The following is a 20652-nucleotide window of genomic DNA, read 5'->3' on the forward strand; positions in this document are numbered from 1 at the left end:
ATGCCTTATAGTGATTTCGTCACTTTTACTCCGAAAAATCCATCTACATTTACAAGTTCACCATACGCCACTAATACATCATTTACATAAATACGAATTGGTTCATCAATATCCTCATCTAGTACAACTGCTTCATTTTCTTGTAAACTTAATATATCTTGAATCGTTTTCACTGTACTTCCAAATACAAATTTCACGTTCATTTCTACATTTTGTAGAATGGACGTGTCCATATATACTGGTTCCATTTGTTTTACTTCTTTAAATTCAATAGGTTGCACAACTGGTTCTACAATTTTTTCTTCTTCAATTTCTTCTGTGGCAATCTCTTCTTCTTCCACCATTGGATACAGAAGTCGCCTTACCATTTCTTTCGCTTCAGAAATTGGTAAAATTTGATACATTTTCGATTGAAGCAGATCACCAATTTCAAGATTGAACGTAATTTGAACGAGTTCGTCCACTTCCATTGACTCTCCCAAATACTCCATTTCTTCTTTTAACGTTACAAATTTAACATTTGGCGGCGTCATGTCCATTTTTTCTTGGAACATTTCTGACATCGCCGTAGCAGCGTGACCCATCATTTGGTTCATAATTTCTTTAATACCGCTCAGTTCTAATTCAGTAAGCTCTTTTTCCGGATCAACTTCCCCTGTTCCCATCATCATTAAATCTACCATTGTTAAGGCGACATCTTTCGTAAATACGAATACATTCTCATTCTTTAGCCCTTCAACAAAGTCAACATTTAAAATAACAAATGGCACTGGTACTCCATCATAATGACGAACATTGATTGCTTCCACATTTGGTGTACTAATTGTAACTGGCTGATTTAAAAGCGTTGACAATACTGTTGAAGCGGAACCAATTGAAATATTTGCAATTTCACCAAGTACATCTTTCTCTTCTTGTGTTAAATGCTCTTTTTCAACTTGTTCTTCTACAATCTCAGTTTCCACTACTTCTGCTGGTTCGACTGTTTCTTCTACTTCACCAGATAATTGCATTAATTTATTTACCATTTGTTTCGCATGATCAACTGAAACAATTTGTACAAGTTTAGAGTTTACAAGATTATCTATCTTTAAATCAAACGACACTTTAACAATCGTATGATTCCCATCGATTTCAGAAATTTTCTCCATTTCTTCTGATAACTTTACAACTTTAATCGTCGGCGGAGACATATCTACTGTATCTTGGAAGAATTCCGACATAGATGTAGCTGCGAATCCCATCATTTGATTCATCGCTTCTTGTACAGCACTTAGCTCTAATTCACCAAGTTCTTTTCCGTCCTCCACTTCACCTGTTCCCATCATCATTAAATCAGCAATGGATAATGCAACATCTTGCTTAAGGACAAGAAGGTTTTCCATATCTAATCCTTTTGTAAAATGAATGTTTAATACAACATGTGGAACTTCGACATCTCTTGAATCATATAAATCTACCAACTCTATGCGAGGAGCAGTAATGCTTACTTGCCTATTTAAAATTGTTGATAATACAGTCGAAGCTGAACCAAATGATATATTTGCAATTTCGCCAAGAATATCGCATTCTTGAGGCGTTAAATGCTCATTTTCTTTTTCTAGCACAATCGTGCTCGTATCCCCTTTTGTGTGTTGCTCAGGCATTTTCCCTGCCTCCTCATTTCTGTTTTTCTATCAAATAATATAAACTCTCATTTAATTTTAACAAACTTATTATATAAAACGTTAATATGTATGTATTCCCATTATTAGATTCGTAGCGATTAGCCAAAAAGCTCCCCAATTGTATACAAGTGGGGAGCTTTCCTTCATTCCTATTATAAACCTTCTGGGTTTAAAATGAGGACCACTCGTCCATCACCGAGAATCGTCGCACCAGAGAAATAGTTAGAACTCTCTGCAAAGAAGTCACCTAATGACTTTAAGACTATTTCTCTTTGACCGATAATTGTGTTTACAATAAGTCCATAGCTGCGATGTGTATTACGAACAATTAACACAGGAACCATTTGACCATCATATGACGCAAACGCCTCATCTACTGTTTTTTCACCAAATACAGTACTTAAATGTTTCACTTCAATAATTTGATTACGATAATTTAACACATCTTTTCCTTGTAAGGATTGGATGTCTTCTCTCTTAATTCGAATTGCTTCAACGATATTTCCAAGAGGTAAAGCATAACGCTTATCATTAGTTTGAACAAGCATAGATTGAATAATAGATAACGTTAATGGAAGTTCAATTCTAAATGTACTTCCCTTTCCTTCCTCAGAATCAATAATTAAATGTCCACCTAAACTATGAATCGTATGTTTTACAACATCTAATCCGACACCGCGTCCAGAAAGATCTGATACAACTTCAGCTGTACTAAATCCTGGTTGGAAAATAAGATCAAACACTTCACGATCTGTTAATCTATTCGCATCTGCTTCAGTTACAACGCCATTTTTAATCGCTTTTTCTAATACTTTCCCTTTATTAATACCGTTTCCATCATCCGTAATTTGAATAACGACATGATTTCCACTATGAAAGGCTTCTAATTTAATCGTACCTGTCTCATTTTTACCTGCATCACGTCGTTTTTCAACAGTTTCAACACCGTGATCGATTGCATTTCGAATTAAATGAACGAGCGGATCACCGATTTCATCAATAACAATTTTATCTACTTCAGTATCTTCACCTGTAATTTGTAAATCGATTTTTTTCCCTAAATCTTTCGCTAACATACGTACCATACGCGGGAAACGATTGAACACAGTTTCAATCGGCACCATACGCATATTTAATAGTACATTTTGAATATCTTTTGAAATATCGCCTAATCGATTTAAATGTTCAATTAGCTCCTTGTTTTGAATCGTTTGAGCCAATTCATCAATGCGCCCACGTTCAATTACACTTTCTTCAAACATATTCATTAATCTTTCGATTTTCTCTAATTGAACACGAATTGAACGATTCTCCACTTTAGCATTTTTCGTTTTTGTAGTACTTTTAGCTGGCATAGCACTTGAAGGTTGATTCATTACCTCTATTGGTGATTCTACCTGCGTAGCCACAGCTGGTTGTAGCTTTTCTTCTACTTGCACAACTTCTTGTGTAACGACTTTTTTAGAAGCTACTTCCTTCGATATAGGTTCTCCTTGCTTTACTTCCACTTTCTCAATTTCAGAAACATGAAGTACTACTTGTTTCAATTCTTCTATACTACAATCCGTATCCATAAATACTGTAAATTCAAATCCAAAAGCATCTGCTTCAATTTCTTCAATACTCGGAGCTGTTTTTTGTATATTCCCTACATTTTGCAATGCTTCAATACACATAATGGCACGTACTGCTTTTAAAATCGCTTGCTGTTCAACTGTTATATGCACTTCATGCGAAACTGCATCATCGTTGTCTATATGATTTTGCTCTATATGTTCCGTAGGAGTTTCTACATTGCCGTTCAATAACGCTTCTAATTTCTGTTTAGTTGAGGCTACATCAATATTGCCCATTCCACCTTGTTGCACATCTGCAACCATCTTCTCCAAATTATCAATGCACTCAAAAATCACATCAATAATATCCGCATTTACAACTATATTTCCATGACGAATTTCATCTAACACATTTTCCATCTTATGCGTTAAATCAGCCATCTCCGTAAATTCCATACTCGCAGACATACCTTTGAATGTATGAGCGGAGCGGAATATTTCTCCCACAACATCCATATCAGCAGGATTTTGCTCTAACACTAGCACATTTTCATTTAGCGACTGTAAATGTTCTTCTGACTCTTCGAAAAATATATTTAATAGATCTGTTTGCATTTTTATCCCCTACCTGTCTAACAAACATTTCATTTATGTATAACAATTTAGTGTTTTATAATGAGAAAAAAGGGGGCCACACGTCGATCCGCTATCACTGTTTTGATTCCTTGTGGCACCCCTTCTATATTAACTATTTGCTACTTTTGTTAAAGCTTCAATTACACGATCGGCTTGGAATGGCTTTACAATAAAGTCTTTTGCCCCGCCCTTAATTGCATCTAATACCATACCTTGTTGTCCCATTGCAGAACAAATAACAACCTTTGCACTTGAATCAATTTTAATAATTTCTTTTAATGCTTCAAGCCCGTCCATTTCTGGCATAGTAATATCTAATGTTACAATATCAGGTTGAAGTTCTTTATACTTTTGAATCGCTTCTACCCCATTCTCTGCTTCGCCGATAACTTCAAAGTCAGCATTACTTTTTAATAAGTTTTTAATCATCGTTCGCATAAACATCGCATCGTCTACTACTAAAATTTTATGTGCCATTCTTTTTAATTCTCTCCTTCTATGTATAAATATATCTTAATATTTCACCTTATCATTCTCACTCATTATACAAAATAAAATGATAAAATTTAATATTTTTTTAAAAGAATTTTCGTATTTTTATTATTTTATTATTAAAATAATAATATACTACTCTTTTATATAAATAACAACGCGACGGTTTTTTTCCCAGTTTTGCGGTGAATCATTTGGTACAATTGGCTTTGTGTCTGCATATCCTACCGCAGCTAGCCTTTTATCATCCACATTATACACTTCAATTAAATGGTGAATCATATTTGCCGCTCGTGCTGAAGATAACTCCCAATTAGAAGGAAATTTCTCGTTATGAATAGGTCTACTATCTGTATGTCCCTCTACAACAATTGGGTTAGGTACGGATTGAAAAAATCCAACTAATTGACTTATTATCCCTTTCGCTTCGGGCTTAACGTTTGCATCGCCTGTATCAAATATTAAATTATCTACTATAACGACGCTTACCCCTGTATCCTCCCGATATACATTCACTTGACTAATACCGTTATTATCTACATACGCTTTTAACTTCTTATATAATTCATCCATTCTCTTTTTTGAGATCATTTTTTCATCATTTTTTTCATGTGAAATATCTGGTATTGTATTTTCCATTACTTTTGCATCTACTTGCCCCGTATCACTAAACTTTTCAAGCATCTTTGACAATTTTACTGCATCTTGCTTTGATGTAGCAACTAGTAATACAAAGAAAGTTAATAATAACATCGTTAAATCTGTAAAAGTCGTCATCCAACGAGGCGATCCCTTTTGCGGTCCTTTACTCATCATACCACTCCTTGAAATATTAGGCTGCTCCTTTTACCTTTTTTACCTTTGTTTCGTATACGTATGTATCCAGTTTCAACTTTAATTTAGAAGGGATTTGTCCACGATACAATTCTGAAATTGCGTCTATTACAAACTTCTTCTCTGTATATAAATCTTCAATACCACGATATACTTTTTCCGCAAGAGGGATTGCAATCATATTCGCAAGTACAGACCCATATAATGTCGTTAACATCGCAACTGCCATCCCTGTACCAATTTGCGATGTATCTTGTAAGTTTTGGAGCATAATGATAAGACCAATTAAAGTCCCTATCATGCCCCAAGCTGGAGCAAAATCACCAATTTTATCTAATAATGCTGCTCCTTTTCTTAACTCATACACTTCCGTTTCAATATCTTTCAATAACACTTCTTTTAATTCATCTTCATCGTAACCGCTTAACATTAATCGAATTCCTTTTTGAATAAAAGGATTATCCACTTGCTCTCCATCTACCTCTAAAGAAAGCAAGCCGTGCTTTTTAGACTTTTTCGAAAAATCGACAAACAAATCCGTTAACTGTTCTAAATCTTCTTCTCTTCTATGTAAAACAGTAAAAATGCTTTTCGTATATTTTTTTATTTCTCCAAATCGATATGCCACAACAATTGTCGCTGTTGTTCCCCCTATGACAATTAAAATAGATGAAACATCTAAAAAGTTTTTGAAAGCTTTTATTCCACCGCCGCCAAGCATAATTGCCGCTATCACTATAATGAAACCTACTATAATGCCCACTGGGCTAGAAATATCAAACTTCCTTTTTCTTCTTTGTGGTCTAGCTAATACTTGATTTTTCTCTCCCATATTTCTGCCCTTTCCTTTCCATTTTTATATAACATTTTTTTATTTTAATAATACGTTTTCACATATAACATGTATTATACGCTTATCATCTGTTTATCGCAATATACTCATGAAATTGACACATTTCATTTCTATATTAGAATTATATTATGAATAAATGAGGAGGATCACGATGGAACACAACATTTTACAAGTCATTGCATTAGCAGAAAAACTAAAATATGAAATGCGACATAGCTGGCTTTCCAACGGACGTCAAGAAAGTGTTGCCGAACATACATGGCGTATGTCTCTAATGGCCATTTTAGTTGAACCTTATTTGGATCAAAAAGTAAATATTGAGAAATTACTTAAAATGGTTATTATTCACGACCTAGTCGAAGCCGAAGCTGGTGATATCCCTGCATTTGATACAATGAATAGTCATGAATTACAGCTACAAAAACAAAAAAATGAACTGGAGGCTATTTTAAATATTAAACAAACGTTAACAGGTTCTCTCGGCGAGGAATTATATGACTTATGGATGGAGTTTGAAGCGAAAGAAACGTACGAAGCACAAGTTGCTAATGCACTCGATAAACTTGAGGTGAAAATCCAGCATAACGAAGCTGATATTGATACGTGGCTACCAATTGAACATAAAATGACGTTCCAAGTAGCAAAGCATACAAACTTTGATTCTTTCCTATCTAAATTACAAAAAATTATTGAACAAGATGGAGAAAAGAAGTTAATTGCTGCCGGCATTGATGTTGAGGCATGCAAGCAATAATGAAATAAGACACTCAACAAGAGTGTCTTATTTCATTATTGTTGATATAGCCTGCTTATAAATAAGCTGTTGTTTTCCATCCACTAAGATTAAAACTGTAAATTTATCCACTCCAACAATTTCTCCTACTATTCTAACGCCACTCTTTAAGAAAATTGTAACTGTACCTTTTTCTTCTTTTATTTGTTTATACAATTCTTCCTGTAAATGTTCCAATTACTTTCCTCTCCTTCCTGTGAAACATCTTAATATAAAAAACTATAAATTTCATTTATGCACTTTGTCTTTTATGTTCATAAACTTATTAATAAGTATATCTAAATCACGACTAAATAACAAAACTTTATCATGATCCAATCCGTGTCTCGCAACAAGTTGAATTAACTCTTTCTTTTTGTTTTCTATTTTATTTTTTAATTGTCCCATCTCCATCTCTATACTAAAACTCCCTTTTCCCATAATATTACTTGTAAAATTATAGTACATATTCTCTCATAAAAAAATAAGAAAATGGTTTTTTTTACAATTTTTTATTTTTTATGCCTAAATTATGAATTACGTAAAGGTTTATTTACAAATCACTAACATGCAATCCTAATGAATCTACAGGCATTTGTCTAATTATAAATGAGACTGGCTCGTTTTCTATACAAAAAACATACTGTATATAGTAGTCCATGAACCATATAGATTAACTTACTAAAAAGGAGGAAAACATATGAGTTATGGTGGAAGTTGCGCTGGTTTCGGCGGTGGATTTGCTTTGCTTATCGTACTATTCATCCTTCTAATCATCATCGGATGTAGCTGTTGGGGTGGCGGCGGATACGGATATTAATATATCCTATCCTTGAAAAATGAACGAAAAACTATAGAAAAACAGCTCAAATATGAGCTGTTTTTTTTCATACTTTCGTATGAATTTATATCCCTCTTATTTGCGATTTCAACTAATAAAATATCGTTTAATATGGAGGAAGAAACATTTTACTAAGGAGGATTACAATGATTAAAGGTCTTTACGAAGCACAATTACCTGTTGGACTTCCTACAGAGGAGAAAGTGCATGTAAGCGAATGGAAAAAACAAGTTCAAGCATCATCAATACATAAGGATTAATCTATTTATGTCAGTTTCTTATTCCACACTTCTTAAAACAAATAAAAACTTCAATAAACTATTTTATGGGCAAACATTAAGTGTACTTGGGGATTGGTTCCATACGGTAGCTTTATTAACATTTGTCTACAGCATAACGGAATCGCCGTTTATGATCGTACTTACTTTTATAAGTAAAAGTTTACCACAGCTTCTTCTTAGTCCATTCATAGGCGGAATTGTAGATCGTTTCTCTAAAGAATATTATGATTTTTACCGATATTACACGGGGAATTCTAGTCCTTACATACTTACTCGCAGGCTATAAAATTGAGATTATTTTCATTGCTAATATATGTTTATCTGTACTTTCTTGTTTATTTGAACCGGCTAAACAAGCAACCCTAAAAAATATCGTACACCAAAATCATTTCGTAACTGCTAACTCTCTTTCTAGTACAATTAATGGTTTTATGTCTATTATGGGGGCTTCTTTGGGCGGAGTAATTGCACAATCTTTACATATTGAGTTCGCTTTTTTAGTAAATAGCCTATCATACTTTATTTCAGCCTATTTTATTTATAACACGAGTATTCCTGCTCATGATACTTGTAACAAGAACAAAGCATTTTTCACTGATATAAAAGGTGGTTATACATACATATTACAAACAAAAATCATTTTAACATTAATTCTTGTCGGCATTTCATGGGGGATTATTGGAGGTGCTTATCAACTACTTCTAACGATCTATGCCGAAAAAATTTCCCATACGAACATTGGGATTTTATATACGGTTCAAGGGGCTGGGCTTATGATAGGAAGCCTTCTCGTTAATCTTTATATATCCCATAATAAAGAAAAAATGAAAAAAGTATTCGGTTGGGCCTACTTATTACAAGGAATTTTCTTTCTCGGACTCATTCTATCCGATCAACTTATTATCGGTATCATTACTTTATTCTGTATGCGCATAGCAGGAGGAATCATCGTTCCACTTGATACGACATTACTTCAAACTTACATACACGAAAATATGATAGATAAAGTTTTTTCATTCCATTATTCCATTTACGGATCTCTTATTCAGTTATCGATGTTTTTTACAGGAGGGCTGTTAGAAATTCTTTCTCCTCAAATGATTGGCTGTTTATTAGCTACATGCTGTATTTTTGTAAGTTTTATATGGCTGTTCTTGTTTTATCGCGGGGATCTCAGTGAATAATTTAATGATAATCAATACATTTTGATCCCATTCATTATTTGTTTCCCCATAATAAAATTGTTTAAAAATACAAGTCAGATTTTTTAGTTAAAGAGCCTTATATGGCAACACTATTTGAGAAAAAACTAGATATTTATGTTAAAATACAAATAAGTTTGTGAAACATTGCACTTAAATAATAGACTTTAACTAGTTAAACTTGATTAAATAGGAGGGCTGTTTTGGGTATCACATTCTTTTTCATATGTATTATATTAGTGGCTTCTATTCTGCAAGCAAGTACAGGTTTTGGCTTTTCCATAATGGCAACCCCTTTCTTACTTATGTTATTTCTACCACAAGAAGCTATACAAATAAACATTATTTTATCTTTAATTATCTCCATTTCACTCATTTGGAAAATAAGAATGGACGTTGATTTTGTTCTACTGAAAAGGTTTATTTTTGGAAGTATAGTTGGTGTTCCTTTTGGCATTTTAATTTTCATTTCCGTTAACATAAACACTTTTAAATTAGCAGTTAGCATCCTACTCTTACTATTAACATTGTTGCTAATATGCAACGTTAAGGTTAGATCAACACAATCTAGAGATTTCATAGTTGGCGGATTATCTGGTCTTTTAACGACAAGTATCGGTATGCCAGGTCCACCCCTGTTACTTTATTTTACAGGAACTAATACTGAAAAAGAGAAGTTAAGAGCAACTACATTAGCTTTTTATCTGTTTATATATTTCATTAGTCTAGTAACTCAAATACTCTTTACTGGCACAAACAAAACCATTTGGGAATCAAGTTTTTATGCCATTCCAATTGTATTTTTAGGTTTGTTTATAGGTCAAATTATTTTTAAATGGCTTAATCAACGGATTTTTAAAATATTTACGTACATTCTTTTAAGTTGTACAGGGGGTTATCTTCTTATTGAAAGTTTGAACTTGTTATAGAAGATGCTTTAGATCGTGCAATAACAGATATGTTCAAACGAAATTATTGCTGTATTTTCCGGCGGGGTATTCCATATCAAAACTTAAATAACTTTATTGACAGTTTACAATTAGCAATAATCTTTCTTTCATAAGGAAAATATTTCAAATCAAATACTAAATAAAACGATAAAAAGCGGCTATTATGCCGCTTTTACTTACTATTGGTATTTCATTCTCATTTTCTATCACTTTTGTAAAAAATTATTAATTTTTATTTCTATGTACATGATAACAAACAAAATACCTAAGTTCAGAAAGAATAAACAACTTTCTGGCCTTAGGTATTTCTCCTTCTCAAAAAGGCAAACCTGCATCACAGGTTTGCCTCTTTACTCACTTCTTATTTAATCCTTTTTCACTTAAAAACTCTTTCATATGCATTCTTTTTTCTTTAGACATAAACGAACTCATTGATTCCGTCCATGTTACGTTTTTCTTGTTTGATGATCTTTCTTTATAATACGCGTTCATCGTTTCATCATATTCGTTTAGTAATTCATCATATTTTTGTTCATCATATCCATTTTCATGAAGAACTGCTGCTACTGGTAAACGTGGTTTAACTCCATGTTCTTCATCTGGTACACCGACTGTCATTCCGAATACAGGATATACTTTATCCGGTAAATGAAGCAGTTCACTCACTTCTCTCGGATTATTACGAATACCACCAATATAACAAATACCGTATCCTAACGATTCTGCTGCTAGTGCTAAGTTTTGCGCAAAAAGTGAAGCATCTACCGTCGCAACGATAAAGTCTTCTACTCCCTCATGCTTTATCTCTGTACTATGTTTTTCACATGCAATTTCAAGTCGTTTTAAATCTGCACAACAAACAAAAAATGCTGCACAGTCCTTCACATGACGATTTCCGGATAGCTCTGCTAGTTTAGCCTTTAATTCCTGATCTGTTACATATATAACAGAATACGCCTGTACAAAATGTGATGAAGCTGCATGTTGCGCAGCGTGCACCATCTTTTCTACTACATCTTTCGGAATTGATTCTTCTTTATATTTACGAACTGAAACATGTTGCTCCATCTTATGTATGATCTCATTCATGAAAATCACTCCTTTTTTCTCTTCATAATGAAAAATTAACATATCTTTTTCAATTTTCACAACTTATAAGCACAAAAAGAGCAATTCTTTTTGAATTACTCTTTTTTAAAACGTTTATCGATACGGTAAATGAAATTATACTTATCTTATTACGCCGTTTTCAAAACTTTAATACCTTTTACGATATTCCAAATGAAGTAGTAAATCCCTACAAGAATGAACACTGCATATGTGATAGCCATTCCAATTCCAGCACCGTCAGATTGATTGAAACCTAAACCGTACATGCCTGATACTGCTAGTCCTCCAAATAAGATTGCGTATGGGAAAACATGTGACCAAAATGCTTTTTTCGCGTGATACTTCACTTCATCTTCTGCAACAAAGTACACGATAATTGGTAGTAAAAATGGTGCAAAAAAGATACTAAAGTAACATAACGAAGATAAAATATTATTTCCTTTCATCCGATTCACCTCTAAATAGTTTTTGTTACCTTCATTATGTCAGGAAATCATTCTAGAAACTATCGCTTTACCTTTCACGAACGTGACATATTTGTAAGATTTTCCTCAAACTAAATCCCGCCTGAAGTTTCAGACGGGATCACTTTCACTATATTCGATTCATAAACCAATACTGTGTGATTGCTAAATATTCTCGTACATTCGATGGAATGATGATTGGTTTCGGTGTTTTTGCCGGAAGACCTTCTAATTGTAAACCTTGTTTTGCCGCTATTTTTTTCGCTCTAAACATGTGAAAATCGTTTGTTACGATCATACCTTTTTTCATATCGGCTGGAATTAACGGTTTTGAGAATGTAATATTCTCATCTGTACTCGTAGATTTGTCCTCCATTATAATGCGGTCTTCTGCGATATTTTGTTTTATTAGTCCTTGTTTCATTGCTAATGCTTCTGAAATGTCTTCGCCTTTTCCTTGTCCTCCAGATACGATAGCGATTGTTTTCTCATGTGATTTTAAATATTCAGCTGCTTTATCAATACGATATTGCAATGAATAAGATGGTTTCGTCCCATTTACTTTCGATCCTAGTACAATTATGTAATCAGCATCGTAGGTTGCATTCATATGCCCATGCTTATAAATGTGATATTGTAAAAAACCCGCATACACGGCGCAAATCATTATAACAACTAAAATGCCCTTCATTATTTTCTTCTTTCTCATATTCATATACTCCTATTTTCTTTTACTTCCTTCATGATAATATCCATTTATTTGTTTGTATACAGACAGATTCCAATAAACCCTAATTTATCCTCTGAAAGGTAATATTTATATTACTTTCGGGAATAGTAAGTACAACTTTACACGAAGGAGTGTCTCTATTGCTTCTCTTTTTATGTAACGTGTCGTTCTTTTTTATCTTATTTTTACTATCGCTTAAGTTACTCGGTAAATCCGCGTTAGCACAACTAACTCCTCATGATTTTGGGGCTATAATCTTTTTATCTTATTTAGCTTTCCAGGCCATACCCGTCTCTGGTGCTTTACAAGCATTTCTCGGTATGGTTGTTATCACATGTTTACATTTACTTCTTACAAAATTAAGCCTATTCAACAAACTAAATCGTTTTATTCTTGGACACCCTATCATTTTAATTAAACATGGTGATATTATTTTTGAGAACTTACAAAAAAGTAGATACCCCATTGCAGAACTACTTTCTAATCTTCGCGTTGCAGGATATCCAAGTGTTCATGAAATTGAATACGCTATTTTAGAAGCGAACGGCGCTATTAGTATTTTACCAAAAAGAGAACTTGTACCATTAACTCCAAAAGATTTAAACATAGAAGTTAAGTATGCTGGATTACCAATTGCACTTATCGTCGATTCACAAATTCAATACGATAACTTAAAGTTAATACATAAAGATGAAAAATGGTTATATAAAGAATTAAAAGAAAAAGGAATTACAAATATTAAAAACGTTGCCTTTGCTTCTGTTCAAGAAACAGATGGATCTTTTGCGATTAGTTTAAAGGAATAAAAAATCCCCTTAATTGCTTAAGGGGATTTTCTTCATCATATCGCTTCTTTCTCTCCTGCCATATTTAATGGCACAGGATGTTTCATGCGATTCATCGTAAATACGATAATTGCTGTCATTACTTCAGCAACTGGCATAACGAGCCAAATTCCATTTATACCAAATAATTTCGGCATAATCCATAACAATGGAATAATAAATAGTAATCCTCGGCTCATTATAATAAGTACTGATTTCTTCGTTTGTCGTACTGATTGGAAATACTCTCCATACACAATGTTATAACCTAAAAATACGTATTGGATAAAGAATAAGCTAATACCTGTTAAGGTTAACTCCAATAATTCTGGAGATTGAACATCAAATAAACCAATGATATATTTCCCGAAGAATAATCCGACAATTATCGCAATGCCTCCGAGGACAACTGCAATTTTCACAGCAAACTTCAATCCTTCACGAAGTCTCTCTGATAAATTTGCCCCATAATGGAAACTAGCAATTGGCTGTAATGCTGCTCCAACACCAAAGAATAATAGTAATGTCATTGCATGAATACTATTCACCATCGCATAGGAAGCTACTCCTACTTCTCCTGCATATTGGACGAATGCGATATTAAAACCAATCGTTACGATTGCAACCGTACTTTCTGCTGTAAAACTTGGGAAACCAATCACCATAATTTGTTTGACAGTATCCCATTCAAAATGGAATTTCGTCCACTTTAAAATACTATTTTTTCTAAAGAAATGAGTTAATAATACAAGGAAACCAATCGCTGCCGAAAGAATAGTCGCTGAAGCAGCACCTGTTACACCCCATCCAAAGATAAAAATAAAGATATAGTCAAACACTATATTTAATACAGCTGTTACAACAAGACCAGCCATTGCTAAATTAGGATTTCCATCATTTCGTATGAATGTACTTAAAATATTTTCTAAAACGTATATCATTCCAAATGTTAATAATACGTGTAAATAGTCTAACGCATATGGTAGAATCACTTCATTTGCACCAAATAAATATGCTAAATCTTCTATTCTCCATAAGCAAATCGCTGCTAAAATCCCTACGATAACAACTGCTACCGTCATGGATTGAGTAAAAATAGACCTTGCTCTTTCTCGTTTATTTTCACCTAATGCAATGGAATATAACGTTGCCCCGCCCATTCCAATCCATAATGAAATAGAGAAGAAAATCGAAAACGCTGGAATAGCCACGTTTACTCCTGCTAAACCGTTCGCCCCAACTCCTCTACTAATCATGACCGCGTCAATTACAATATTCACTGACATTAATACCATTCCAAGAACGGCTGGTATTAAATATGAAATAAATAAACTTTTAATTGGTTTTTCTCTTAATTTTTCTGTTGCTTCCATACTATTATGCTCCTTTTTCAACTCTCTGTTCACAGTTTAAACCTTCAAGTAACTTGAAGGTCAAGAGAGAATTAAAAAATAGGTAACTGAATTATATTAATGAATGTAAATTTGTAATCAATTCAAAGGTTTTCATCTTATTTTTTTACTACAGGAATTTGAATTTCTGTTACTTGCTCCTCTGGATTTTCTGTTACAGACCAATCAATCAATCCAATCTCAATCGAATCTCCATGTACTTCGTAACCTTCTTTATCAATGTATGTAAGTAACTCCTTGTACGTTGCATCTGTTTCTTCATACGGTCCATGATGATAAGAACAAGCATATAAACCTTCTTTAATTTCATCTGAAGTATGCACTTCATACGGCATATAATCCAAAAGAATAAATACGCTGCTATATGCTTGAAACTCCTTTTGCATTAATGCTTTTTTGGAAATTGTCACACCTATATCTCCTGAAAATAGACTATCATCCATTTGCCTCATATTTTTTTGCAACGAATGAATGTAGTACTCAAACATATCATCCGTCGTATTCGGGGCAACCGCAATAGCTGTTATTTTTCGCTGCGGAATCTCTTTAATTACCATTTGTTCAGCTTTTGCTTTTGTTGCTTTCTTAATTAAATGAATTCTATGCTCCATTTTCGCCAAAGCATACTCAATTTCTCTTTGTTTCTTCAGCATCATCTCTTGTTGTTTTTCCAGTAAATTGAGTGCGTATGCTGGATTTCTTTCATCAATATATTTCTTAATTTCCTTTAACGGAATATTTAACTGGCGTAAAAATTTAATCGTATCTAACAGTGAAAATTGATCGATTGTATAATAACGATAATTCGTTTGAGGATCCACAATGGACGGATGAAAAATTCCTTTTTCATCATAATACCTTAATGTAGATTCTGCGATATTATGCATTTTCGCCATTTCTCCAATTGTAAAACGTTTATTTAATAACATCTTTTATTTCCTTCCATTTCTATTTATTTCATTATATGTTCATTTTCTCTTCAAAACAAAAAAGAATTCCCATACGAGAATTCTTTTTTACTATTAGACCTCTATTATTATAGGAAGAATCATCGGCTTTCGTTTTGTATTTGTATAAATATACTTCCCTAATGCTTCTCTTACCTCCCTTTTCAAAATACCCCAGCTATTCACATTCTCTTTCTTTAAATTATTAATCGTAATAACAGCTAATTTATTTAATTCTCTTAGAAATTCTTCTGAATCACGGACATAGACAAATCCACGAGAAATAATATCTGGACCTGAAATTATTTCTCCATCCACTTTATTAAAAGTAATAACTATAACGAGCATTCCATCTTCTGAAAGTTGTTTACGATCACGTAATAATGCATTTCCAACATCTCCAATTCCTAATCCATCTACATATATATTTCCTGCCTGTATTCTTCTAGATTGAATTGCCACTTCATTACTTATATCTACAACATCTCCATTACGTACGATAAAGATATTTTCCTTTTCAATACCAATTGATTCTGCTAACAAACTATGGTGATGTAGCATTCTAAACTCTCCATGAATTGGAATAAAATATTTTGGCTTCATTAATGTAAGCATTAACTTCAACTCTTCTTGATATGCATGACCGGATACATGCACTCCAGTAGAACTACCTGATCCGTAAATCACCTTTGCTCCTAATGCAAATAAATTATCGATAATTCGAGAAACGTTACGTTCATTTCCTGGGATAGGGGTCGCGGCTATAATAACCGTATCTTCTGGTAAAATATCCACTTGTCTATAGTTTCCACTAGCTAAACGCGCTAAAGCTGCCATTGGTTCTCCTTGACTTCCTGTACAAAGTATTGCAACCTGCTTTGGATCTAAACGATTTACCTCATTTGCTTCAATCAACATACCTTCTGGAATATGTAAATAACCTTTCTCTAGAGCAACCTCTACTACATTTACCATACTTCTCCCTAGCAAAGCTAGTTTTCGATTTGTTTTTATACATGCTTCAACTATTTGCTGAACACGATTCACATTAGAAGCAAACGTAGAAATAATTACTTTTCTATTTGCTTTCATAAATATTTCCTCTATCCGTTCTCCTACTGACCTTTCTGATGGAGTAAAACCTGGACGTTCTGCATTTGTGCTTTCAGATAATAAAGCTAGTACACCTTCACTTCCTATTTTAGCCATTTTATGAATATCAGGATGTTGATTATTTACTGGTGTTAAATCAAATTTAAAATCACCTGTATGTACTACAGTACCTTCTGGTGTATGAAAAACAATACCGAGACAATCCGGAATACTGTGGTTCGTTTTAAAAAAAGTTGCCTTAATAGAACCACAATCAATTTCTGATTCTGAATGAATAACGATTAATTCCGTATCATTTTGAAGATTGTGTTCCTTTAATTTAATTTCAATTAAACCTAACGTTAACTTTGTTGCATAGATTGGTACATTTAGTTGTTTTAAAAAATATGGTATTCCGCCAATATGGTCCTCATGCCCGTGCGTTACTATTAAACCGCGAATTTTTTCTTTATTTTCTTGCAAATATGTGACGTCTGGAATTATTAAATCAATCCCTAATAAACTTTCATCTGGAAATTTAGATCCACAATCAATGACGACAATATCATTTTCATATTGGATAGCATACATATTTTTTCCTATTTCATTTACTCCACCTAAAGCAACAATAGACAAGTTATTTTTTAATGCCTTCAAATTATAAATCCTCCCTTTCACAGTTATAGTTCGTGAAATAGTATGTAGAATTTATTATTTGTAATGGAAAAGGACTTCATACTATTTTATACATATAAAATTCACACACTACTCTTACACCTATATCCCAATAAGGCAGCTTCTTCCTCAAAAAGCTCCCATTTTTTCATTGATTTTTTATAAAATCTATTATATATTAATTACAGGTTCAAATTACGAGTTCAAAAGAACTTGTAATCAGACCCTTTTGTTTAATGGGTTTTACATATTTTCATTAGGCAAATTCCGAGAAATCGTATGATAAAATTAAAAATGACGAGGAGAGGATCAGATGGAATTCGAATTTTTCTTTCAAATTGCACTTATTTTATTAAGTACAAAGCTTGCTGGTGATCTTAGTGTTAGATTAGGTCAACCTTCTGTACTAGGTAAATTAATTGTCGGTATCGTTATCGGTCCAGCTGTATTAGGTTGGATTGAAAATTCAGAGCTTCTAACTCAATTAAGTAATGTCGGGGTTATTCTTTTAATGTTTATGGCTGGACTTGAAACAGACTTAGAAGAATTAAACGCAAATCGTAATTCTTCTTTAGCAGTTGCACTCGGAGGTATCATTCTTCCATTCGTAGGTGGTTACGTTTCCGGTCTTGTGATGGGAATGGAACAAGGAAACGCTGTATTCTTAGGATTACTTCTATGTGCGACAAGTGTTAGTATTTCCGTACAAACACTTCGTGATTTAGGTAAAATGAAAACACGTGAAAGTACGACGATGCTTGGAGCCGCTGTATTTGATGACATTCTTGTTGTTATTTTATTAGCATTTGCAATGAGCTTCTTAGGTACTGATGATGTTAACTTAACAATGGTTATCTTGAAGAAAGTAGTATTCTTCGCTTCTATTATTTTAATCGGATGGAAAGGTGTTCCTGCGATTATGCGCTGGTTATCACCACTGCGCGTATCTGAGTCTATCGTAAGCGCGGCTCTTATCATCTGTTTCTCATTCGCATATTTTGGCGAATTATTAGGAATTGCTGGTATTATCGGTGCTTTCGCTGCTGGTATTGCAATTTCTCAAACAAACTACAAACATGAAGTAGAAAAGAAAGTAGAACCAATTGCTTACGCTATGTTCGTTCCCGTATTCTTCGTTAGTATCGGTATGAATATTACATTTGACGGTATCGGCAATCAAATTTGGTTCATCTTAGCATTAACTGTTATCGCTGTATTAACGAAATTAATCGGCTGTGGATTCGGTGCACGAATGACTGGATTTGACGCTAAGTCTTCTGCAATTATCGGTGCTGGAATGGTTTCTCGTGGTGAAGTTGCACTTATCATTGCAGGAACAGGACTTTCTTCAGGTCTATTGGCACAAGATTACTTTACAGCAATCGTTATTGTCGTTATTTTAACTACAATGATTACACCACCAATGTTAAAATACACTTTTGGTGCAAAAGATAAAGCAATGAAAGCAAGTAAATAAATTTACTATAATAAAAGGAGATTGCTATTTTATAAGATAGCAATCTCCTTTTTGTTTTATCTTTAAACAATCCCGTTCTTTTTTAACCATTTTTCAAAAATAATTCGTGCTTCATCATCATCAATATCATTCCCAAATGAATACACCATAATGCCATAATCATCTATATATTTACCTAGCTTCATTCCCTCCACTTTCTTATAAAAATCGTCTGCCTCATAGTGCGGAATATAAGCATCCCAAACTGGTTCATTTATTCTTTTGTACGCCATCACTTCTAAATCATATCCGTCTTCATAATATCCGATGTGATAATGTTTGTTCGGATCATATTTATCCATTAAAAGTCCCCTCCTACTAAACAAAAGCGAGCCTTATATTAAAGCTCGCTCCTCTCTCTATTTATTAAATACGTTCCATCGCCGTCTTCAACGTTCCAACAACGAAAGCAATCTCTTCACTTGAAATAACAAGAGGCGGCGCTAATGTTAAAACGTTATTATATCCTGCTGTTGTCATACCGTTTCGTCCTATAATTAAGCCCTTTTCTTTACAAGCATTTACAACACTTGCAATTTTGTCGTTATCAATTGGCTCTTTCGTCTCTTTATCATTTACTAATTCAATTCCAACTAATAGACCTTTTCCTCTAATATTCCCAACAAGCGGATGTTCCCCAATTTCATCTTTTAGTTGCTCTAATAAAAGGGAACCCATTTGCGCAGATCGCTCGATTAAATTTTCATTTTCCATAATCTCTAAGTTTTTAAGTGCTAATGCACAAGCTGCTGGATTTCCACCAAATGTATTAATATGGCGGAAGAATTCATATTCTCCTTTACCTTTAAAAGCCTCATATATTTCTTTTTTCACAGCTGTTGCAGATAATGGTAAATATGCGCTCGTAATACCTTTTGCCATTGTAATAATATCTGGCTTCACATCATAATTCATAAATCCGAATGCTTTTCCTGTACGTCCAAAACCGCAAATCACTTCATCACTAATAAGCAAGGCACCGTGTTTTTGACACGTCTCATGAACAGCTTTCATATAGTCTTGTGGTGGCATTAATATGCCCCCGCCTGTAATAATAGGTTCCATAATAAATGCAGCAATTGTTTCACTTAATTCCCACGTCATAACACGATCGACTTCTTTCACACATTCTACATCATAAATATGCTGCCCTTCAATTTCAGGCATACGGTAACAATCCGGTGGTGTTACGTGTAAAAAACCTGAAGCAAACGGCTCATACTGATATCTACGCTGCGCTTGTCCCGTCGCTGCCATTGTCGCCATTGTATTCCCGTGATACCCACGGTAACGTGACATAAATTTATAACGATGTGGTTCACCTTTTTGAGCATAGTATTGCCTTGCTATTTTAAAAGCTGTTTCGTTCGCTTCTGAACCACTATTTGAGAAGAAAATAACATACTCTCCCCCAAGCCACTCATTTAACTTTTCAGCAAGCTTTATAGCTGGCTCATGGGATTGTGACATTGGAAAGTATGATAATGTTTGTAATTGCTTATAAGCCGCTTCTGCGAGCTCTTTTCTTCCATATCCACTATTGACACACCAAAGGCCACTCATACCATCTAAATATCTTTTTCCTTGTATATCTTCAACCCAGCACCCTTCAGCTTTTGCCCCTACCATTGTACTATTTGGACTAAAGGGACGCATTCCGTGCCAAACATATTGCTCATCTTTTGCTAATAATTCATCAGTTTGCTTCGTTTTCATCATTACTTCCACCTTCCATAACAACTTATTTTTCACAAAAGCTGCGCTGGTGCCATGATGACTTAAATTTCTCCCTGCTATT

The 20652-nt window shown here is 33.7% G+C and carries 20 protein-coding genes and 1 pseudogene; 6 read left to right on the forward strand and 15 right to left on the reverse strand.

All coding sequences use genetic code 11. The features are described from left to right. Positions 1-5: 5 nt before the first annotated feature. From ACUN13_RS07300 to ACUN13_RS07320, 5 genes are all read right to left on the reverse strand, one after another. Positions 6-1646, reverse strand: a complete 1641-nt coding sequence (locus ACUN13_RS07300) for a flagellar motor switch protein (protein ID WP_001115002.1) — start codon at positions 1644-1646, stop codon at positions 6-8. Between the two features lie 173 nt (positions 1647-1819). Continuing rightward, complete coding sequence (locus ACUN13_RS07305) at positions 1820-3838, reverse strand: chemotaxis protein CheA (protein WP_025687636.1); 2019 nt, start codon at positions 3836-3838, stop codon at positions 1820-1822. A 129-nt stretch (positions 3839-3967) separates the two neighbouring features. After that, positions 3968-4336: a response regulator gene (locus ACUN13_RS07310; RefSeq protein WP_000940565.1), complete on the reverse strand. Its 369-nt coding sequence runs from the start codon at positions 4334-4336 to the stop codon at positions 3968-3970. Between the two features lie 150 nt (positions 4337-4486). Continuing rightward, on the reverse strand, positions 4487-5164 hold the full coding sequence (locus tag ACUN13_RS07315; protein ID WP_000033627.1) for an OmpA family protein: 678 nt from the start codon (positions 5162-5164) through the stop codon (positions 4487-4489). A gap of 19 nt (positions 5165-5183) precedes the next feature. Beyond that, on the reverse strand, positions 5184-6017 hold the full coding sequence (locus ACUN13_RS07320) for a flagellar motor protein MotP (RefSeq protein WP_445423742.1): 834 nt from the start codon (positions 6015-6017) through the stop codon (positions 5184-5186). Between the two features lie 172 nt (positions 6018-6189). Between ACUN13_RS07320 and ACUN13_RS07325 the strand changes: the two genes are divergently transcribed. Then, a complete protein-coding gene (locus tag ACUN13_RS07325) occupies positions 6190-6792 on the forward strand; it encodes an HD domain-containing protein (protein WP_025688340.1) in 603 nt (200 codons plus the stop codon). A 27-nt stretch (positions 6793-6819) separates the two neighbouring features. Here the strand turns inward: ACUN13_RS07325 and hfq are convergent, their stop codons facing one another. Continuing rightward, complete coding sequence (hfq, locus tag ACUN13_RS07330; protein WP_025688342.1) at positions 6820-7008, reverse strand: RNA chaperone Hfq; 189 nt, start codon at positions 7006-7008, stop codon at positions 6820-6822. A gap of 51 nt (positions 7009-7059) precedes the next feature. Further along, complete coding sequence (locus ACUN13_RS07335; protein ID WP_000291688.1) at positions 7060-7278, reverse strand: aspartyl-phosphate phosphatase Spo0E family protein; 219 nt, start codon at positions 7276-7278, stop codon at positions 7060-7062. 232 nt (positions 7279-7510) lie between these two features. Between ACUN13_RS07335 and ACUN13_RS07340 the strand changes: the two genes are divergently transcribed. The 3 genes and pseudogenes from ACUN13_RS07340 to ACUN13_RS07350 all read left to right on the forward strand — a co-directional run bounded on the left by ACUN13_RS07340 (position 7511) and on the right by ACUN13_RS07350 (position 10063). After that, a complete protein-coding gene (locus tag ACUN13_RS07340) occupies positions 7511-7630 on the forward strand; it encodes a YjcZ family sporulation protein (RefSeq protein ID WP_000120179.1) in 120 nt (39 codons plus the stop codon). Positions 7631-7918: 288 nt separating this feature from the next. Next, positions 7919-9116, forward strand: a pseudogene (locus tag ACUN13_RS07345) (MFS transporter). A gap of 221 nt (positions 9117-9337) precedes the next feature. Then, the gene (locus ACUN13_RS07350) at positions 9338-10063 is read left to right on the forward strand and encodes a sulfite exporter TauE/SafE family protein (RefSeq protein WP_000513081.1); all 726 of its coding nucleotides are present in this window, start codon (positions 9338-9340) and stop codon (positions 10061-10063) included. A gap of 375 nt (positions 10064-10438) precedes the next feature. Here ACUN13_RS07350 and nfsA read toward each other — a convergent pair whose 3' ends face one another. The 3 genes from nfsA to ACUN13_RS07365 all read right to left on the reverse strand — a co-directional run bounded on the left by nfsA (position 10439) and on the right by ACUN13_RS07365 (position 12367). Beyond that, complete coding sequence (gene nfsA / locus ACUN13_RS07355; protein WP_001002392.1) at positions 10439-11173, reverse strand: oxygen-insensitive NADPH nitroreductase; 735 nt, start codon at positions 11171-11173, stop codon at positions 10439-10441. Between the two features lie 149 nt (positions 11174-11322). Further along, positions 11323-11640 carry a DUF4870 domain-containing protein gene (locus ACUN13_RS07360; RefSeq protein ID WP_000678055.1) on the reverse strand — a complete coding sequence of 106 codons (318 nt, stop codon included), beginning with the start codon at positions 11638-11640 and terminating at the stop codon, positions 11323-11325. A gap of 148 nt (positions 11641-11788) precedes the next feature. Beyond that, entirely contained in the window at positions 11789-12367 is a 579-nt protein-coding gene (locus ACUN13_RS07365; protein ID WP_001227676.1) for a YdcF family protein, read from the reverse strand. Positions 12368-12528: 161 nt separating this feature from the next. On the opposite strand from ACUN13_RS07365, the gene ACUN13_RS07370 reads away from it, so the two are divergent. After that, a complete protein-coding gene (locus ACUN13_RS07370) occupies positions 12529-13194 on the forward strand; it encodes a DUF421 domain-containing protein (RefSeq protein WP_000923924.1) in 666 nt (221 codons plus the stop codon). Positions 13195-13229: 35 nt separating this feature from the next. Here the strand turns inward: ACUN13_RS07370 and ACUN13_RS07375 are convergent, their stop codons facing one another. The 3 genes from ACUN13_RS07375 to ACUN13_RS07385 form a co-directional block, all read right to left on the reverse strand. Next, complete coding sequence (locus ACUN13_RS07375) at positions 13230-14585, reverse strand: MATE family efflux transporter (RefSeq protein ID WP_025688347.1); 1356 nt, start codon at positions 14583-14585, stop codon at positions 13230-13232. Between the two features lie 137 nt (positions 14586-14722). After that, complete coding sequence (locus tag ACUN13_RS07380) at positions 14723-15553, reverse strand: MerR family transcriptional regulator (RefSeq protein WP_000925932.1); 831 nt, start codon at positions 15551-15553, stop codon at positions 14723-14725. A 93-nt stretch (positions 15554-15646) separates the two neighbouring features. Further along, positions 15647-17320 (reverse strand): ribonuclease J, encoded by a 1674-nt coding sequence (locus ACUN13_RS07385; RefSeq protein ID WP_000645618.1) that lies wholly within the window; start codon positions 17318-17320, stop codon positions 15647-15649. Between the two features lie 331 nt (positions 17321-17651). Between ACUN13_RS07385 and ACUN13_RS07390 the strand changes: the two genes are divergently transcribed. Next, a complete protein-coding gene (locus tag ACUN13_RS07390) occupies positions 17652-18815 on the forward strand; it encodes a cation:proton antiporter (protein ID WP_000393901.1) in 1164 nt (387 codons plus the stop codon). Between the two features lie 62 nt (positions 18816-18877). On the opposite strand, the gene ACUN13_RS07395 is transcribed toward ACUN13_RS07390, so the two are convergent. Both ACUN13_RS07395 and ACUN13_RS07400 read right to left on the reverse strand, forming a co-directional pair. After that, positions 18878-19156: a DUF3986 family protein gene (locus ACUN13_RS07395; protein ID WP_025688352.1), complete on the reverse strand. Its 279-nt coding sequence runs from the start codon at positions 19154-19156 to the stop codon at positions 18878-18880. 64 nt (positions 19157-19220) lie between these two features. Beyond that, a complete protein-coding gene (locus tag ACUN13_RS07400) occupies positions 19221-20570 on the reverse strand; it encodes an aspartate aminotransferase family protein (protein WP_000850962.1) in 1350 nt (449 codons plus the stop codon). Positions 20571-20652 lie beyond the last annotated feature (82 nt).

Source organism: Bacillus cereus group sp. Bce041 (assembly GCF_052646455.1).

Bases quoted from the DNA above. Each gene is read 5' to 3' on its own strand.
- ACUN13_RS07300 (WP_001115002.1), bottom strand. From the start codon at position 1,646: ATGCCTGAGCAACACACAAAAGGGGATACGAGCACGATTGTGCTAGAA.
- ACUN13_RS07305 (WP_025687636.1), bottom strand. From the start codon at position 3,838: ATGCAAACAGATCTATTAAATATATTTTTCGAAGAGTCAGAAGAACAT.
- ACUN13_RS07310 (WP_000940565.1), bottom strand. From the start codon at position 4,336: ATGGCACATAAAATTTTAGTAGTAGACGATGCGATGTTTATGCGAACG.
- ACUN13_RS07315 (WP_000033627.1), bottom strand. From the start codon at position 5,164: ATGAGTAAAGGACCGCAAAAGGGATCGCCTCGTTGGATGACGACTTTT.
- ACUN13_RS07320 (WP_445423742.1), bottom strand. From the start codon at position 6,017: ATGGGAGAGAAAAATCAAGTATTAGCTAGACCACAAAGAAGAAAAAGG.
- ACUN13_RS07325 (WP_025688340.1), top strand. From the start codon at position 6,190: ATGGAACACAACATTTTACAAGTCATTGCATTAGCAGAAAAACTAAAA.
- ACUN13_RS07335 (WP_000291688.1), bottom strand. From the start codon at position 7,278: ATGTACTATAATTTTACAAGTAATATTATGGGAAAAGGGAGTTTTAGT.
- ACUN13_RS07340 (WP_000120179.1), top strand. From the start codon at position 7,511: ATGAGTTATGGTGGAAGTTGCGCTGGTTTCGGCGGTGGATTTGCTTTG.
- nfsA (WP_001002392.1), bottom strand. From the start codon at position 11,173: ATGAATGAGATCATACATAAGATGGAGCAACATGTTTCAGTTCGTAAA.
- ACUN13_RS07360 (WP_000678055.1), bottom strand. From the start codon at position 11,640: ATGAAAGGAAATAATATTTTATCTTCGTTATGTTACTTTAGTATCTTT.
- ACUN13_RS07365 (WP_001227676.1), bottom strand. From the start codon at position 12,367: ATGAGAAAGAAGAAAATAATGAAGGGCATTTTAGTTGTTATAATGATT.
- ACUN13_RS07375 (WP_025688347.1), bottom strand. From the start codon at position 14,585: ATGGAAGCAACAGAAAAATTAAGAGAAAAACCAATTAAAAGTTTATTT.
- ACUN13_RS07380 (WP_000925932.1), bottom strand. From the start codon at position 15,553: ATGTTATTAAATAAACGTTTTACAATTGGAGAAATGGCGAAAATGCAT.
- ACUN13_RS07390 (WP_000393901.1), top strand. From the start codon at position 17,652: ATGGAATTCGAATTTTTCTTTCAAATTGCACTTATTTTATTAAGTACA.
- ACUN13_RS07395 (WP_025688352.1), bottom strand. From the start codon at position 19,156: ATGGATAAATATGATCCGAACAAACATTATCACATCGGATATTATGAA.
- ACUN13_RS07400 (WP_000850962.1), bottom strand. From the start codon at position 20,570: ATGAAAACGAAGCAAACTGATGAATTATTAGCAAAAGATGAGCAATAT.